The organism is Caballeronia sp. LjRoot34 (genome assembly GCF_964253815.1).
GTDB lineage: Bacteria > Pseudomonadota > Gammaproteobacteria > Burkholderiales > Burkholderiaceae > Caballeronia.
In genome coordinates, this window is sequence record NZ_CAXUSB020000001.1 from 3,149,534 (window position 1) to 3,166,346 (window position 16,813).

15 protein-coding genes are annotated in these 16,813 nt (G+C 60.1%); 7 read left to right on the forward strand and 8 right to left on the reverse strand.

Translation table 11 applies throughout. The features are described from left to right. Nucleotides 1-12: 12 nt before the first annotated feature. Complete coding sequence (locus tag ACSQ36_RS14170; protein WP_436182338.1) at nt 13-258, forward strand: formate dehydrogenase subunit delta; 246 nt, start codon at nt 13-15, stop codon at nt 256-258. An 86-nt stretch (nt 259-344) separates the two neighbouring features. Here the strand turns inward: ACSQ36_RS14170 and ACSQ36_RS14175 are convergent, their stop codons facing one another. After that, on the reverse strand, nt 345-1,364 hold the full coding sequence (locus tag ACSQ36_RS14175) for an IS701 family transposase (RefSeq protein WP_436182339.1): 1,020 nt from the start codon (nt 1,362-1,364) through the stop codon (nt 345-347). A gap of 212 nt (nt 1,365-1,576) precedes the next feature. Between ACSQ36_RS14175 and ACSQ36_RS14180 the strand changes: the two genes are divergently transcribed. After that, nucleotides 1,577-2,029 carry a hypothetical protein gene (locus ACSQ36_RS14180; RefSeq protein WP_436182340.1) on the forward strand — a complete coding sequence of 151 codons (453 nt, stop codon included), beginning with the start codon at nt 1,577-1,579 and terminating at the stop codon, nt 2,027-2,029. Nucleotides 2,030-2,150: 121 nt separating this feature from the next. Then, a complete protein-coding gene (locus tag ACSQ36_RS14185) occupies nt 2,151-2,423 on the forward strand; it encodes a CopG family ribbon-helix-helix protein (protein ID WP_436182341.1) in 273 nt (90 codons plus the stop codon). A 324-nt stretch (nt 2,424-2,747) separates the two neighbouring features. Here the strand turns inward: ACSQ36_RS14185 and ACSQ36_RS14190 are convergent, their stop codons facing one another. The 3 genes from ACSQ36_RS14190 to ACSQ36_RS14200 all read right to left on the reverse strand — a co-directional run bounded on the left by ACSQ36_RS14190 (nt 2,748) and on the right by ACSQ36_RS14200 (nt 5,921). Further along, entirely contained in the window at nt 2,748-4,493 is a 1,746-nt protein-coding gene (locus tag ACSQ36_RS14190; RefSeq protein ID WP_436182342.1) for an FAD-dependent monooxygenase, read from the reverse strand. A 66-nt stretch (nt 4,494-4,559) separates the two neighbouring features. Beyond that, nucleotides 4,560-5,591, reverse strand: coding sequence for a cation diffusion facilitator family transporter (locus ACSQ36_RS14195; RefSeq protein ID WP_436182343.1), 1,032 nt, complete (start codon nt 5,589-5,591; stop codon nt 4,560-4,562). Next, nucleotides 5,592-5,921 carry an ArsR/SmtB family transcription factor gene (locus ACSQ36_RS14200; RefSeq protein WP_089163376.1) on the reverse strand — a complete coding sequence of 110 codons (330 nt, stop codon included), beginning with the start codon at nt 5,919-5,921 and terminating at the stop codon, nt 5,592-5,594. A 127-nt stretch (nt 5,922-6,048) separates the two neighbouring features. Here ACSQ36_RS14200 and ACSQ36_RS14205 point away from each other — a divergent pair, with 127 nt between their 5' ends. After that, on the forward strand, nt 6,049-7,917 hold the full coding sequence (locus ACSQ36_RS14205; RefSeq protein WP_436182344.1) for a tetratricopeptide repeat protein: 1,869 nt from the start codon (nt 6,049-6,051) through the stop codon (nt 7,915-7,917). Between the two features lie 89 nt (nt 7,918-8,006). On the opposite strand, the gene ACSQ36_RS14210 is transcribed toward ACSQ36_RS14205, so the two are convergent. Further along, nucleotides 8,007-9,305 carry an MFS transporter gene (locus tag ACSQ36_RS14210; protein ID WP_436182345.1) on the reverse strand — a complete coding sequence of 433 codons (1,299 nt, stop codon included), beginning with the start codon at nt 9,303-9,305 and terminating at the stop codon, nt 8,007-8,009. Between the two features lie 378 nt (nt 9,306-9,683). On the opposite strand from ACSQ36_RS14210, the gene ACSQ36_RS14215 reads away from it, so the two are divergent. From ACSQ36_RS14215 to ACSQ36_RS14225, 3 genes are all read left to right on the forward strand, one after another. Next, the gene (locus ACSQ36_RS14215; RefSeq protein ID WP_436182346.1) at nt 9,684-10,136 is read left to right on the forward strand and encodes an N-acetyltransferase family protein; all 453 of its coding nucleotides are present in this window, start codon (nt 9,684-9,686) and stop codon (nt 10,134-10,136) included. 361 nt (nt 10,137-10,497) lie between these two features. Next, nucleotides 10,498-11,826 (forward strand): hypothetical protein, encoded by a 1,329-nt coding sequence (locus tag ACSQ36_RS14220; RefSeq protein ID WP_436182347.1) that lies wholly within the window; start codon nt 10,498-10,500, stop codon nt 11,824-11,826. 106 nt (nt 11,827-11,932) lie between these two features. After that, nucleotides 11,933-12,637 (forward strand): DUF2968 domain-containing protein, encoded by a 705-nt coding sequence (locus ACSQ36_RS14225; protein WP_436182348.1) that lies wholly within the window; start codon nt 11,933-11,935, stop codon nt 12,635-12,637. A gap of 133 nt (nt 12,638-12,770) precedes the next feature. Here the strand turns inward: ACSQ36_RS14225 and ACSQ36_RS14230 are convergent, their stop codons facing one another. The 3 genes from ACSQ36_RS14230 to ACSQ36_RS14240 form a co-directional block, all read right to left on the reverse strand. Then, the gene (locus ACSQ36_RS14230; RefSeq protein WP_436182349.1) at nt 12,771-14,285 is read right to left on the reverse strand and encodes a gamma-glutamyl-gamma-aminobutyrate hydrolase family protein; all 1,515 of its coding nucleotides are present in this window, start codon (nt 14,283-14,285) and stop codon (nt 12,771-12,773) included. A gap of 119 nt (nt 14,286-14,404) precedes the next feature. Beyond that, a complete protein-coding gene (locus ACSQ36_RS14235; RefSeq protein ID WP_436182350.1) occupies nt 14,405-16,165 on the reverse strand; it encodes a cation:proton antiporter in 1,761 nt (586 codons plus the stop codon). Nucleotides 16,166-16,371: 206 nt separating this feature from the next. Continuing rightward, nucleotides 16,372-16,710 carry a P-II family nitrogen regulator gene (locus ACSQ36_RS14240; protein WP_031361078.1) on the reverse strand — a complete coding sequence of 113 codons (339 nt, stop codon included), beginning with the start codon at nt 16,708-16,710 and terminating at the stop codon, nt 16,372-16,374. Nucleotides 16,711-16,813 lie beyond the last annotated feature (103 nt).

Consider the following 16,813-nt stretch of genomic DNA (forward strand, 5'->3'; position numbering starts at 1 on the left):
TGGGAACAAATCATGGATGTGAACAGCCTGGTCGAGATGGCGAACCAGATCGGTGAATTCTTCGATTCGATGCCGGATCGTGCGGAAGCGGTCGACGGCGTAGCCGATCACATTCACCGGTTCTGGGCGCCGAGGATGCGGATTGCGTTGCTCAACGGGCTGGATGATCCGGACATTGCTTCCGCGCTTGTTCCGATTGTGGTGGAAGCGCTGACGAAACATCGGGTGGCGTTGACGCCGGCGGGGGCGGTGGCATAGCTAGCGCCTACGTTTTCTGAATGGACCTCCCTGTGGGGTCCATTTTCTCGCCACTTCTTAATCAAGTTTAACCAGTTAGTTAGGACTTACGCAAAGCGCATGGGAACCGAGGGATTTCGGAGCTCACAGCGCAAGAATTCATCGAGCATGTCGTGTTTGACTCGATAAAGTGTGCGGCCAGTGCGCCGGGCAATGTCGGCCAGGCGAACCCACACCAATATGGCGCTGGCGATATGATTGCGCTGGCTGCGAGCCTTGCGGCACTGGCAGCGCTCGATGCCCGTAAGCTGCTTCGCCTCACGGTGAAACTGCTCGATCTTCCAGCGCAGGCGGCACGCGTCTTGTGTCGCCTGTACCGAATCCTGAGTCCGGTCGTTCGTGACGACCCAGTCCGTGCGATGTGTGGACACCGCTACCCGGAACAGCTTCATCTTGTGATGCTTCGGAAAGCCCTTGGTCTTGACTGCCTTGCCGTGAGCCAGAATGTCTTCATCCCATTGCAGCGAATCAACCCGCCGGTACGGTGACTCACCGCCCGAATCATCGACCAGACGGTTATCACGCAGCGGGCAATAGTACGTCTTGCTCAGCGATTCGATGAACAGCATCAGATCTCGCGTGGCGTACCACGTGTCCATCAGTACCCGCCTGAACAGCAGCCCCTTGTGATGAACGAGGTTGCCGAGCATATCGCGTACGTGATCGAGCTTCGATTTACCGTCGCCATCGGGATCGTAGATGCGGTAATCAATGATCCAGTATTCGCCGGTTTGCGGATTCACGTACACGCAGTTCACCACGCCGATGCCCTTGATCAAGGCATGGGCGTTCCCGCTATACTGGCGCCGTACGAGTTCGATCCTGTGCGAGTGATTCTTGTCGAGCACGGTGTCGTCAAACAGCACGCAGCCGTGCGCATGGGCCACGACCTGCGTGCGCACGTTGTCCCAAACTAGGCGTGGCGTCAGGCGCTCGACGCGAAGATAGCGGGTAATTGCATCGTGGCTCATGTCGTCAACATGATTGGCAAAATTGGTCAGCGTGTAGTTGGTCGGGCTCGTCAGCAGGTACTGGCAGTAACCCAGGCGGCTCAGGTGTTTGCTCATGCCCCGAACGATATGCACTTCTGTATTCAATCGGGCTTACGCAAAGATGTAACGTTTTATTTCGAATGCATGCCTGATCTCGCCAGCGACGCGCATCGCCTGATCAATCGAAATGACCTGCGATTTCAGAATGGGCGCCGATGTGTCACACTGACTTTCTTTTGCAACACATGAGGGTTGTTCGCCGCCCGAAATTCGTGAATGAGCACCCGATGGGAAAAGCCAGCCGCCGCAAGAAAATACCGCAATCCTTCGTGTCAGCACTGCCCGCATCGCTGAGCAATCTCCCGTTTGCCTCCGGATGCAACCCGTACGGCAAGATCTCCGCATCCCTGATCGAGCTCATCGATCCGTATGCCGACGAAGACCTGCCGCTCGACACGATGCGCAAGCTGGTCGGCATGGGAGTAGTCGCCTGGAACATTGCCTCAACGAGCAACACACTTGACGACGCAACTGTCGAACTCGACCGCTTCATCCGCGACACCCCGGCGCTCGGTGCATCCGTCGGCACCGCTGCAGACGACTTTCGCGTGGCCGTCCTAGCTCTCGTCCGACGCAAGTACCTTCTGTTTCCCCAGGACAAACGGCTGGTGGCCTCATATGAGCTCAGTCGTGAACGCTCCGGACTCCATCTGCGCGCAGCGGCTGTGCAGCACGGATAGGCAGGTGTTACCGCCAAGCCAGTCTTGAATCAATCCGCTGCCACCCCGACCCGCCGCGTCACCGCCCTTCGCTGCGTAAGTCCTAATAGTCACTTCGATTAAACTTGATTAAGAAGGCACCATGCCTCGAACAATGACTGCGCACGTGGACGACGTGCTGGCGGAACGTGTAGACGAACTCGCGAAGAGGCTGGATCGGCCGCGCGGTTGCTTGATCAGCAAAACGCTCGAACAATTTGTCGAACTGGAAGACACGCGGGACCGCTTGACCCGCGAGGGTATGGCAAGCCTACGTGCCGGCACCGGCATTCCTCACGCCGATGTCAGGGCTTGGGCCGAAAGCCTGAACACGGATAAACCTCTGCCGTTGCCGAAATCGAAGCGTGGCGCTTAACGTTACATGGTCCCAGGAAGCGCTGAACGATTTGAAACGCTTACACGACTTCATCGCTCTCAATAACCCGAGCGTAGCCGCAGAGCACTATTGAGTTGATCGACGGAGCTGACTTCATCGCGAACAACCCCGGTCTCGCCCGTGACGTTACCGCAGTTCGCACCAGCAGATATTCGAAGGGCTTTCGTGAGCAGGTACGAGATACGCTTTGAGTTCGACTTGCCGCGCAATGAGATAGATATAGTGCGTATTTTTAGCCAGCGGGAGGACCGCTGATTTCTGAGGCTATTGTGTTGCCGGCAAGGAAGGTCATCGCTTAACCCCTCACCCCTCCCCTCGCGGCTGCGTCGAACCAAACCAGGTTTCGCAATGCCGCAGCAGCGCCTGCGTATCCGACGGCGCTCGCCCTCTCGCCGCAATATACCCATCCGGGCGCACCAGATAAAAGCACGGCCGCGTGCGCCCGTACGCATCGGTCAGCGAGTTCGCGCTATCGCTTTCGTTATCGGTGATACGCCACACACGCACCGTATTCGGCAACACTTCTTCGACCAATTCCGCCAGCTCGTCCAGATCCTTATCGCGGATAGCATGCGCGACGGTGAGTGTCGCGGGCGCCAGCGCGATGTCATCTTCCTGCAACGGGTTCACCAGCAAGAACAACGAGAAGCACGCGGGATCGTGGAGATCGAACAGACACCCCACGCCCGGCGCCCGGCCAAGCGGACCATCGATGACATGCACCCACGCGTCCGGCGCGCGCTCACCCGCACGCGGACCGCCATCGAGCAAGCGATCCAGCGTGAGCGGACTGCGCCGGTATTGAATCGACAACTCGCTGACCGTGCGTCGAGCGGCATCGCGCAACGGACCAATCGCCGATAAAGCCGGCATCACGTGATCGCGAATCAGCTTCATCGGCCCATGCTCCGCAGCGGCCATTTGTGTCATGAAACTGGATTGCCGCAGCACTTCACGCTCGATCGGATGACGCTCGTCGTGGTACGTATCCAGCAAGCGATCCGGCGCGACCCCCGCCAGCATCCGCGCAATCTTCCAGCCGAGGTTAAACGCCTCTTGAATACCCGTGTTCATCCCCTGCGCGCCGGCCGGACTATGGACATGCGCAGCATCGCCGGCAAGAAAAATGCGGCCCGAACGCAGCCGGTCAGCCATGCGACTATTCAGATGAAAATACGACGACCATTGAAGGTTCGTCGCCGTCACACGATGATGAATACGCCGTTCGATAATCGCCTTGCATTCGTCAAGCGTCGGCGCCGCGCTTTTATCCGGACTGTCCGCCGCGTTATCGGACGCCACGCCGGACGCTACGCCGGGTACCGCGGCGGACGTCGCACGCTTGTCCGCGATCAGGCGCGTGCGGCTACCGCCCATCGGAAACAAGGTCGCGATTCCTTCGCCGGACGCGAAGATATGGAATTCGTCGTCGGGCCATTCGGTGTCGGCATGAAGATCGGCGAGCAGGAAGGTTTGCTCGAAAGTCTTGCCCGTGAACTCGATGTCCAGACCGTGGCGCACGGTGCTATGCGCGCCGTCAGCGCCAATCAGGTAGGACGGGCGAATCGATTCTTCAGCGCCGTTTGGATGCCGCACGGCCGCGTCCAGCCCCGCCGATCCTTGCCGGAAACGCATCAATTCCACGCCGCGTTCAATGTGCACGCCGAATGACGCGAGGTGCTCCGTCATCAGGCGTTCGGTGACGGATTGATCGAGGAACAACAGATACGGATAGCGCGTTTGCAACGGATCGAAGTCGAGCCGCAAAAGGCGCTGGCCGTTCGAATACAGATTCGCGACACGCGCCCGATGACCGAGTTCGAGAAACGGTTCAACCAGCCGATGCTGCTCGAAGAGCTCAAGCGTGCGTGCCTGAATGCCGATGGCGCGTGACCACGGCGAGGGTTCAGGGGCTTTGTCGATGAGACGCACCGGAATACCGGCACGCGACAAACTCATCGCGGCGGCGAGGCCCGTTGGGCCGGCGCCGGCGATCAGAACCGGCGGCACGTCGAGGACTTTGTGTCGATTCGGCGTCTGCGCGAGCATGCGCTTCTCCCTCAAACTTCACAATGCCAAGTGTACGCCGGTCGCCTCGCGCGAACGACCGCTCACTCAATGCGCATGCGGATGAGGCTGGGACTGTGCTGGCGAACGTTCGTGCAGCGCGCAATGGTGCTCCGTCGTGCCTCTTTCCACTTGCAGCGTGGCGTGGTTCATCGCGTGATCGCGGCGCAAGGTCGCCACGATGCCGTCCACGAAACTATCGCCGGGATGGCCTTCCGGCATCACCAGATGCGCGGTCATTGCGTTCTCCGTGGTGGACAGCGCCCACACGTGGAGATCGTGGACGTCGGTGACGCCCGGCACATCCGCCAGATATCGTTCGATACCCGGCTTGTCCACGCCGGGCGGGACTGCGCCCATCGCGAGACGCATGGCGTCGCGGCCAAGGCCCCAGGTGCCCACCACGATCACCGCGACCACGATAATGCTCATCGCCGGATCGATCCAGCTCACGCCCGTGAACAGGATCACGAGGCCGCTGATGGCAACCGCGGCGGAGATGCCGGCGTCGGCAGCCATGTGCAGGAAAGCGCCGCGCACGTTCAGGTCCTCCTTGCTGCCGCGCATGAAGAGCCATGCCGAGAAACCGTTCACGACCATGCCAAGCGTTGCAACGATAAACACGTCGAAGCCCGCGACGGGCGCAGGATTGAGCAGGCGCTGCACGGCTTCGAGCACGATCGCGCCGCACGCAAAGAGCAGCAGCGCGGCGTTGGCGAGCGAAGCGAGTATCGACGAACTGCCCAGTCCGAACGTGTAGCGCTCCGACGGTTTGCGCGTGCCCAGCCACACGGCGCCCCAGGCGAGCAGCAGGCCGAGGACATCGGAGAGATTGTGGCCGGCGTCGGCCAGCAACGCGGTGGAATGAGCGATAAAACCGTACACCGCTTGCACCACCACGATCAGTATGTTCAGCCCGACTGCGATCGCAAATGTGCGGCCCTGTCCCGCTTGCGGCGCGTGATGGTGATGGTGGCCGCCAGCGCCGTGGTGATGGGCGTGACTCGGCTCATGATCGTGGTCGTGGTCGTGGTCGTGAGCATCCGCATGCTCGTGCTGGTGTTTCTCTTGAGGTTGCATTTATTCGTTATCCGGTCGAAAGTCGGCTTGCGGCTCGGCAACGTGCTCGAGCAATTCGGCCAACATGGCGCTGATGTGGTTATCGGCGGCGAGATAGAAAACCTGCTTGCCTTCACGCTCGGCGCGTACGATCCGCGCCGCCCGCAACAAACGCAGGTGATGGCTGACGAGAGAAGCCGACAATCCCAGCGATTCCGCTATTGCCCCCACCGCGCAGCGCCGGTCCACGCACGTCAGCACAATGCGCAGCCGCGTGGGATCGCCCAAGAGGCGGAACAGGTCGGCAAGCGGAACCACGCGCTCATCGGTTGCTACAAAGGGAGAGGACAAAATAAATCAGCCAACAATTGAACAGGTGTTCATATGTTACAGAAATGAATCCGGGTGCGTCAACGCAAAATTCGTGATCGGCGGCGAACGTGTGTAAAAATGCGGCGTTTGCATTCGATTTTCCTCAATGGATACAGTTTTTGCGCGTGGCTTCGCGGCGCATCGCGATGGCCGCCTCACCGAAGCGGAACGCGACTATCAAGCCGCGCTTGCCGCAGAGCCCTCCCACGTCGACGCACTTCATCTGCTCGGCGTGCTGCGCCATCAACAGGGCCAGCACGCGGAAGCAGCCGAACTGGTGCGTCGCGCGGTGGACCTGCGCCCGGCTGACGCCGGTTTGCAGCTCAATCTTGGCAACGCGCTGAAGGCGCTGGGCCGGATTGACGACGCCATCGAGCGATTCCGCAACGCGCTGCATCTGGAACCCGGTTTTTCGCTTGCGCAGTACAACCTTGGCAATGCGTACTCAGCGGCGGGCCGTCACGAAGACGCCGCCGATGCCTTCGAAAAAGCGCTGCGACTGCAACCGCTGGACGCCGCGACCTGGAACAACTTCGGCAATGCGCTGCTTGGCATGCGTCGTTACGAAGAAGGCGCGAAGGCATTTCGCCGCGCGCTGCAGATCCGTCCCGGCCACGCGGGCGCGCACAACAATCTCGGCATGGCGCTCAATTCGCTGGGGGACACCCACGGCGCAATCGAGCAATTCCGCGCCGCCATGGCGGTCGAGCCGAACTATGTCGCGGCGCATTTCAACCTGGGCAATCTCCTCGATGCCGCCGGCCACCCGCACGAAGCCGTGCCGGTACTCCAGAAAGTACTGCGTATGCAGCCGCAATTCGCGCCGGCGCACTTTGGCCTGGGCCACGCGCTAGCGGCTATCGGCTCGCACGAGGCGGCGTTGCCGCAATTCGAGCGTGCGGTCGGGCTCGATCCCAAGTATGGCGTTGCGTGGCTTGGCCTCGGCAACGCCCATTTGGCGCTCGGTGCGCACAGACCTGCGTTGCGTGCGTTCGATCAAGCCTTGCGGCTCGATCCCGGACTCGCCGCGGCAAATCTGAACCGGGCGCTGACGTTGCTGGCATTGGGTGATTACACGCGCGGCCTGCCCGCCTACGAATGGCGCCTGCGCACGCCGGGCAGCATTACGCCACCGTCGCTGCCGAAGTGGAACGGCGAGCCGATGCCGGGACAGACGCTGCAGATTCGCGCGGAACAAGGTTTCGGCGATACCTTGCAGTTCGTTCGTTTCGTACCCTTCGCGGCGAAGCTCGTCGGACAGATCGTGCTTGAAGTACAGCCGGAACTCGTCGCGTTGCTTGAGCCGGCGGCGCACGCGGCGGGCGTCTTGCTCAAGAGCACGGGCAATGGTTCGGGCAATGCAACCACGCCCCCTGATGCAGACGTTTTCTCGCCATTGTTGAGCTTGCCCCTGGCGCTGGGGGTATCGAACGCCGACAAGGTGCCCGCGCGCACGCCTTATCTCGTGGTGCCGGCGGCGTACAGGAAGAAGTGGCGCGGCTCGCTCGGCGGTCAGTCGAAACGCAAGCTGGGCATTGCATGGTCCGGACGGATTCAGCCGGGCGAAACCCGCTCAGCGTCGTTTGGCATGCTCGAACCGTTGTTCAGGCTGGAAGGCATCGACTGGATCGTCTTGCAGCCCACGTTGACCGACGAAGAGCGCTCGTTGCTGGACACTCATCCGCGCACCCGCTTCATCCAGCGACTGGAAGGCAAGCTCGAAGATTTCGCGGATACGGCCGCGATCGTGGATCGACTGGACGGCGTGGTATCCGTCGATACCGCCGTCGCTCACCTGACCGGCGCGTTAGGAAAGCCGTTATGGCTGATGCTGCCGTTCGCAGCGGACTGGCGCTGGGGTATCGATACCGCGTCGACTCCGTGGTACCCGAAAGCACGTTTGTTCCGGCAACCGAAACCCGGTGCATGGGACGATGTGGTCGCACGCGTGGCTGGCGAAATAGGCGCGTCGTAAAACAGCATGCTCGTTGAGCACACAAACAAAAACCCCCTCGCCATGGCGAGGGGGTTTTGGTTTCAGCGCCGGCGAATCTCACGCCGGCATCACGCCGTCTTGTATTGACTGCGCGCTTCCGTGGATCGATACAGCACCAGCGTCGCGATCAACCCGCAGACCGCGGCAACGGCCATCCACGCGCCCGGCGCCGCCTTGTTGCCGGTTACGTGAATCAGGTACGTGGAGATAGCAGGCGTGAACCCGCCGATAGTCGTCGCCAGGCTATACGCCAGCGAAAAACCCGTCGTCCGGACTTCGACCGGCATGACTTCAGTGAGAGCCACGACCATCGCGCCGTTATAGCTGCCGTACAAGAACGAGAGCCACATCTCCACGCCGAGCAAGCGCAGAAACGACGGATCGGCGACCAGCCACTGCACCGCCGGATACGACGTGAGAATGGTGAGGATCGTGAAGAACAACAGTACCGGGCGGCGTCCGATGCGGTCGGAAATCGCCCCGGAAAGTGGCAGCCACACGAGATTCGACAAGCCGATGAACACCGTCACCACCAGCGCATCGATGGAGGAAAGCTTGAGCACTTCCTTGCCGAAGGTCGGCGTGTAGGCGGTGATCATGTAGAACGACACCGTGGTCATGATGACCATGCCCATGCCGGCAAGCACGATGCCCCAATTCGAGAGCATGGACTTCATGATCTCGCCCATGTCCGGACGATGCTTGCGCGCGAGGAACTCTTCAGTTTCCTGCAACGAACGGCGAATGATGAACAGGAACGGAACGATCAGGCAGCCGATGATAAACGGCACGCGCCATCCCCACGAAGTCATCTGGTCAGGCGGCAAGATCCGGCTCATGGTCACGCCGATCAACGCCGCAAACACCACGGCCACTTGCTGGCTACCCGACTGCCACGAGCAGTAGAAGCCCTTGTTGCCCTTGGTCGCGATTTCGGAGAGATACACCGACACGCCGCCGAGTTCCACCCCAGCCGAGAAGCCTTGCAGCAGACGCCCGAGCAACACGATGATCGGCGCCAGCACGCCAATGGTCGCATACCCCGGAATCACGGCCACCAGCAAGGTGCCGGCTGCCATCATGGCCAGCGTGAGGATCAGGCCCTTGCGCCGGCCGTGATGATCGATATACGCACCGAGCACAATGGCGCCGATCGGCCGCATCAGGAAGCCCGCGCCGAACACGGACAGCGCCAGCATAAGCGACGCAAATTCGTTACCGCTCGGGAAGTAGGTTTTAGCGATGGCCGAGGCGTAATAGCCGTAGACCATGAAGTCGTACATTTCGAGGAAATTGCCGCTGACGACGCGGAACACCGATTTCGCCTTCGACTCGTTCGCGGGCGTTGCATGTGAGGGGCTGGACATGACTATCTCAAAAAACAGTGGCCAGATTCCGCAGCTGATGCGTTGTGAATCGACCGGATGTTGACGACCCGGTAGCACTGCACCGGATGCCTGTGTAAGCTTCGCCGTGCTCAAACCGGCGAAAAATGCTCAAAACGATACGAAAGCGCGCTCGACAACCGTAAATAAGGGTTAACCATAGCAACGCTAAAACCCTGCACGACGCCAATGTTACAGCGGGAAAGTGAAATCCGCCTATTCGGAACATCGTGCATGTGTATGGAAAAACACCTTAAAATTACATTACAAATATCTATCAATCAGCCTACATTTTCCGATCCATCATGGCCCTTCGTGCTGCGGCCGGCCACATCCGCCGATGCGCAACTGATCGCCGGGATGCACGCGCAAAGTTGGGCGTCGGCGTATCGCGGAATCCTGCCGGACGATTTTCTCGATCGCGAGATGTCTGCCGAACGAGAAACGCACTGGCGCACACGATTCGACGAACTGGCTGAAGGTGCGGGCGAGGTATTGATCGCGATACAAGATGATCGGCCGGCCGGTTTCGTTTGCCTGCTTGCACCCGATGAAAACGGCAGCGTGCTCGTGGACAATCTGCACGCGCTACCGGCAGCCAAAGGCAGCGGGTTGGGCACCACCATGTTGGGCGTCGCCGCGCAATGGGCGCGCGATCGTGGCGCGCTCAGCATGCATTTGTTTGTACTCGAACCGAACGTTGCAGCTATTGGTTTCTATGAGTCTCGCGGATGGCGACTGGCTGGCCGTGAAGACGACACAATGGGTGGTATTCATATCATCGCGCTGCGTTACGTCCTGCCGATCGGCTGATGCCTCGTCGTCTTTCTTTGCCTTCGCGGATTGGCCGTTGTAATCCGGTTCAACGCCTGTGTGCTGGCTGCAAAAGCACGTATCCGAAGCATCCTGCGTCGTGCGCTGAAACGTCCGTTGCGTCCGTGTCGAATCAGCGAATTTTTTTCACTCCGAACACCCCTTATTCAAGGAACTAAGAAGGTTCTGAGCGACGCGCCAAGCTGGCGCTGGGTATCATCGAGGGCTGTTCTGTGGCGGGTCCGGGCAAGGTGAATTATTCGATACCTTTGCAGCAACAACCGGGCGACGTCCACACGGCTGCCCCCGCTTTGGTCGTTCGTTGAGCAGTCCTGACGCCCGCTTTCGGAAATGAGAAAAGATGAATGCTCCTATGGTCGTTGTGCAAGGCGATCTGCTTCTGCCGACGCTGTTCCCGCTTGCCGCTATGCCCAACGCCGTTTATGGCGAAGAGTGGACGTTAACCGGCACGCGTCCGGTCTTGACTGAATACGAAATACCGTTTTACGCGGCTCGTTTCCTCACGGCATATGTCAGCGCGCTTTCTCTTCGCAACGATCGGTTCCCGTATACACCTTGCAGTCTCTGGGGCAAGTTCAAACGCAGCGATGAAGTCAATCACGCCGAGCAAGGCGCTGGGGTTCCCCCGGCTCCCGTCAATGCAGTACCGCAAGCCGCCGAGCCGGCACCCTTCGCGTTCGAGCCGTTCACCGCGCCCGACGACCGGCATGTGAAAACACCGGCGGCTAATCACGATCATCGCAAGCAGCTTGCTGGTGGAGCGATTGCGCTGGCATGCGCTGCGTTTATTGCGTGGGCGTTGTTTGGTACGAAAATCGGCCATCAGGATACCGAAACGCAGAAACCCGAGGTTGTGTTGAGCGCTATCCCAGCGATCAAGCCGACATCTGACTCTGATTCTGATTCTGAAACGGTTCATGCATCCGGTGCATCGAGCGCAACGGTGGTGGTTGCTTCCCCTTCGCCTTCGACTGGTGCTTCGACTTCGGATGGCGCTTCGATGGTGGCTTCGGCGGCAACCAGGACAGCTGCTTCGGCTGAAGCTTCTGCCACTCGCTCCGCTGCTGCCGCCTCCGTGATTGCCGCTTTGCCTGCGGTACAAAAACCTGTCAATCTCAGCAGCGCTATCGGCAACAGCAAGCCGTCGGCGAGCCTGGCCACACGCATGAATGTCATGGCTGGTGATGGCCGCACCGCCGCACCCAACACCGTGGCAGAACGCGCAACCAAAGCGCAAACAGTTGCGCAACCTCTGGAACGCCGTGGTTCGAAAGCCAAGTTGAAAACCAAGGCGAAGGGCAAGCGCGATGCACATCGGTACGAAGTGGTTTATCGGCGTCATGGCCATGAGTATCGTGGGACGCCGGTTTATCGCAGCACCGGGCATGAAGCTCCCCTCACGTCGCCGGGTCACCGCGTGCTCACGCGCAATGACACGCGCTCAAACACGGCAAGCTCATCGCTTAGCGTTACCGATATGTACAACATGCTCGCGCACTCCGCCGTACTCGATGACAACAGCGGCGTAACCCGCCAGCCCGTTCGTGTTGCGCCCCCAGAAGTGGCAGCGGCGCCTTCACGGCGCTCCAGCGGCAGTGATGCACCCAACTGGAATGCCGACTTGAGCCAGCGTCGCGTCACTGACACGCCCTCGCAATTTTCCAAGTGACCGGCAGCCCTCATGGCGACATCGTGCAGCGCGATTTCAACCCGCGCGCTGCACGATGTGTCGATAGTCAGTCGCCGAAACTTACTTAATTTTGAAGCCTCGCCCTATGAAGTACGCCTCTCTCTCCACCCTTCTGAACGCGATGTTCGTTGCTGTGATCGCGCTTGGCTCATCCGTCGCGACGGCTTATCAGCCAGTCGACACGCTGCTCTCGGCAACCGGCGTCGCCGATCCCATCCGGCAACCGACCGCTAACGGTTCCATGGATGATTTTCAGGATGGCGCCGACGCCGCGTCGAATGCTCAGATGCCGGGAAACGTGTCGGAACTCATGCAGATGGTCCAGGCCCATAAGGTGACTGAATTACGCGTCACGTATAACGGCAGCTATGGCGCGGCGCTGTTTTTCTATCCGCAGGACATGGTGTATTACGTCGCGCTGTTCCAGGACAAGAATTTCTGGCGCATCGTGAAATCGCAGGACGATGCACATGCCGAAACGGTCTACGCGCAATTCGCCCGCAAGAGCTATGCGCTCGCCGAGGGTGAGATCAAACGCACGCAGTTGCAGGCGCAAAAGGCGTTGCTCGAACGCGTCATTGCGGTGTCGAATGATCGGGCGCAGCGCCTGACTGCCGATCTCTCCATTGCGCGCGCGCAGGAAAGCGAAGTGTCGCAACGTCAGCAGCAGATGCAGGTGGAATCGGCGGCGTTGCTGAACGAGAAATCCGCCGCCGAGCGCAAGTTGCTCATGTTGCAGCGGCAGGTTCAGCAACTTCAGGATCAGAGCGAAGCAGGACTCGTTCAGTAACGCTCAAGCTCGCACTGGCGTTTGATTCGGCCGATCAAGTGGCAACAAAAAAGCCGTTCCAACTTTCATGTTGGAACGGCCTTTTTGTCATCGCGCTACACGGGCTCGCTGCGCGGCGTTCAACCCATGTATGCTAGAAACGCGTTTCGCGTGCCACGCGCAGGAAGGTATCGAGTAAAGGCGTGCAATCGAGCAACTCGTCGCCACCCGCGCGATGGAACTCCGGATGCCATTGCACGCCCATCACGAACGGTGCACGCCGATAACGCACCGCTTCAATAATGCCGTCGTGCGCTGACACAGCCTCGATGTTCAGGTCACGGCCGATCGTCTTCACCGCCTGATGGTGGATCGAGTTGACGAGCGCTTCGCGGTGGCCCGGAAACATGTTGACGAGCGTGGAGCCATCGGGGAAACGAATCGGGTGGCGATGCTGATCGTATTGCTCGTTCACATGCACACCGGCCGTGGGGACATCGGTCGCAATGTCCTGGTAGAGCGTCCCGCCGAACGCAACGTTAATCAGCTGGCACCCACGGCACACACCAAGCACGGGCTTGCCCGCCTCGATGAATTCATGCAACAGCTCCAGCTCATACATGTCCCGCACGCGGTCGCCGGGCCATTCGTGACGCGTGGCCGCTTCCGTATAGGATTGCGGCGATACGTCAGCGCCACCTTGCAGCAGCAGGCCATCCAGTTGTTTCGCATAGTCGCGCAATCGGATGTTGCTCGGATGCAGCATGCCCTGATGGCCGACCGTCGGAATCATGAAGACGAGCACGTCACGCGACATCACCCAATGCGCAATCGATTCCTCCAGATACTGCAACGTCTTGCCGCGCAGTCCTTTAGCACCCGGCTCAGGATGAAAAATCCGCGCCGACACGCCTATTCTCAATGTCCTCTGCGTGATCCGCTGGCCGGCACGGTCGAAGATCTGCCGCGCGCGCGCCTTGATCACACGGCCGAACACGGACCAGGCGGAGTCACTGTTACGCAGATACGCTGGCGGCGCCTTTGTATCCGGTGAGTCGGGTGGAGTGGGCGGCGCACGGAATGTGCCGAAATCCGGCGCGGCCGAAAATTCCGGCGGCAGGCTGGAAGCTGGCTTCGGCGTGACACTTTCTGTCGCGGTCGCGGTCGCAGTCGCGGTCGCGGCTTCGGCGGCTTGCGCCTCAGTGGCATTTTCAAGCTCCGCCGCGAGACTGGCTTCCGCTTGCGTCGCGGTTTCGACCTCCGCTGCAAGGCTCGCCTTTGCATCGAGCGTTTTGTTCGCAGCGGATGTGGACGATGCGGATGCCGACGATGCGGCTTCACGTGCCGCCGTTTCCTGCTGCGCCATCGCTCTGGCAGCCGATGCACGCGCCTCAGCTGCGTCATCGCGTTGCGCCTTAGCGGTATCGGCAGGTTCTACCGTCGACGCGCTTGCAGGTGCATCCGTCGACGCCCGTTCGGCCGCCGTGGCGTTCGGGCCTGGCTGCGCAGTGGCACCAGGGACATCAGGACTCTTTGTGGATGACGCGGACGCAACGGCCGGCGTATGACCGCCCGGGACGGAACCCGAAGAATCGGCTGCGGGAGAACCACTGCCGGGCGTGCCCGGCGTTATTGACCCGTTTGACTCATTTGACTTGTTTTCGCTCATTCCGATATAGGCGCCAGGCGCTGTGAGAATGGTCAGAGTTTAATTATCCGCCTCTGGTCCGGGGGCGGCAAACCATCGAACAATTGCTCACATTATCGGGGGAAACAATGGGTTCATGCTCAATGATGATCTCTCGGCTCTTCGAATGTTTCGCGCAGCGCGATCTGCATGGTTGCGTGGATCTTGACGCACCAGCGCCACAACACCGTGAGCAACAACGCCGCACAGACCAGCACCGCGATCATCAAGCCGAACGGCGGCAGGATGCCGCCCGAGAGCACGGCCACCAGCAGGAAAACACCGAACATCGCGAGAATCGGAATCAGGCCGGAAATGGCCGATCGCAACGCCCGAGTGAAACGTCCGGCCTTCGCGGGCTGCACGCTCACTTCGGCGAGCATCAGTGCGAGAGACCCCAGTTTGCGATACACCGCAACCAGGAACGGCATGGACACCAGCAACGCTGCGCTCCAAAGCGCGACACGCTGGGCGTCGTTGGTGGGCAACCAGCGCGACAGATATTCAGTGGCAAACGGCGCCGCGTAGGACGCTGTGAGGAAGATGGCGGCCACCAGCGCGAGATTCACCGCGATCTGCACCACGATCCGGCGCGTCATGCTGAACAGCGTCGGGCCTCCGGTATCCGGTGAAAGGCTCGCAAGCCATTGCGAATACAGGCCAAAGGTGTTCGCAACGGGCACCGGCATGGAGCGGGCGATGCGGCGCGTGATCGGATCGGCGGCCTTGATCAGATACGGCGTGAAGAGCGTGGTCAACGCGGAAACCGCGACGGCGATCGGGTACAGGAAGCTGCTGGTCACTTTCAGCGACAACCCCAGTGACGCGATGATGAACGAGAACTCGCCGATCTGCGCCACGCTCATGCCGACGCGCATCGACGTGCGCCCGTCCCTGCCCGCGAGGAAAGTGCCGAGCCCGCAGGACAATATCTTGCCGAACACCACCGCGACGGTGATCACCGCAATCGGCCACCAGTAATCCACCAGCACCGCCGGGTTCAGCAATAGGCCGATGGTCACGAAGAAGATGGCGGAGAACATGTCGCGAATCGGCGCGATCAAGTGTTCGATGCGCTGCAGGTTGCGCGATTCGGCCATGATCGCGCCGATCAGGAACGCCCCAAGCGCGATGCTGTAATCGAGCTTCACGACCAGCAGGCAGAAGCCGAAACAAAAGCCGAGCACAGTGACGAGCAGCATTTCGTCGCTCTTGGCCTTTGCGACATAGTCGAGCGCGCGCGGCACGATCAGGATGCCGACCACCATTGACACAGTCATGAACAAGAGCAACTTGCCCAGTGTGACGAACGCCACGCCCGCCGAGACCGAACCCGTCTGCGCAATCCCCGAAAGCAGCACAAGCATTGCTATCGCCAGAATGTCCTCGACGATCAAAATGCCGAAAATCAGTTGCGCGAACGGCTCGCCCTTCATGCCGAGTTCAGAAAGCGCCTTGACGATGATCGTTGTGGACGAGATGGCGAGCATGGCGCCAAGGAACAGGGAATCCATTGCGTTCCAGCCGAACCACTGCCCGATCTCATAGCCTATCCAGATCATCAGCACGATCTCGGACGCTGCCGCCACGAACGCCGTTGCGCCGACCTTGAACAGTTTCTTCAGGCTGAATTCGAGCCCGAGCGAAAACATCAGGAATACCACGCCGAGTTCGCCGAGCGTCTGAATGGTGGCTTCGTCGTGGATAAGCTGGAACGGCGGAGTGTACGGCCCGATAATCACGCCCGCCACGATGTACCCCAACACGACCGGCTGCTTCAGACGGTGAAATAACACCGTGACGACGCCCGCAATCGCCATGATTACCGCTAGATCTTGAATGAAGCCGATCGCGTGATGCATCCACAAATCCTTACAAAAAGCACACAGGGACGCAGATAGTACCGCAATGGTTTTTTACATTGGTGACGGAAACGGTCAGACGAGGGGCAAAACGGGACACGCCACCGGACAGGGCCGATGTCAGCGTTACTACGTGGTCGCCGGGCAACGCGCCGAGGACACATTCCAGCCTGACACGGGATCAGGCCGGTTTTGGGCAAACGGGCTCAGACAGCCGCTTCGTCTTCTTCGCCCGTGCGAATGCGGATGACGCGTTCCACATCGGTCACGAAGATCTTGCCGTCGCCGATCTTGCCGGTACGGGCCGCACCGATGATTGCGTCGATAACCTGATCCGTCTGTGAGTCGGCCACCACCACTTCGATCTTCACCTTCGGCAGGAAATCGACCACGTATTCCGCCCCGCGATACAGCTCCGTGTGGCCCTTCTGCCGCCCGAAGCCCTTGACCTCGGTGACTGTCAGACCAGTGAGCCCGGCGCCGGCGAGCGCTTCACGGACTTCGTCGAGCTTGAACGGTTTGATGACTGCGGTAATGCGTTTCATGGCGCGCCTCTTGAAAAATTGTACGGATAAGCGAGAAAACGGATTTGGGAATCGATGTATTGATTCTAGCCGCGTTTTCACGGTTAATCGCAGAGATCTCGCG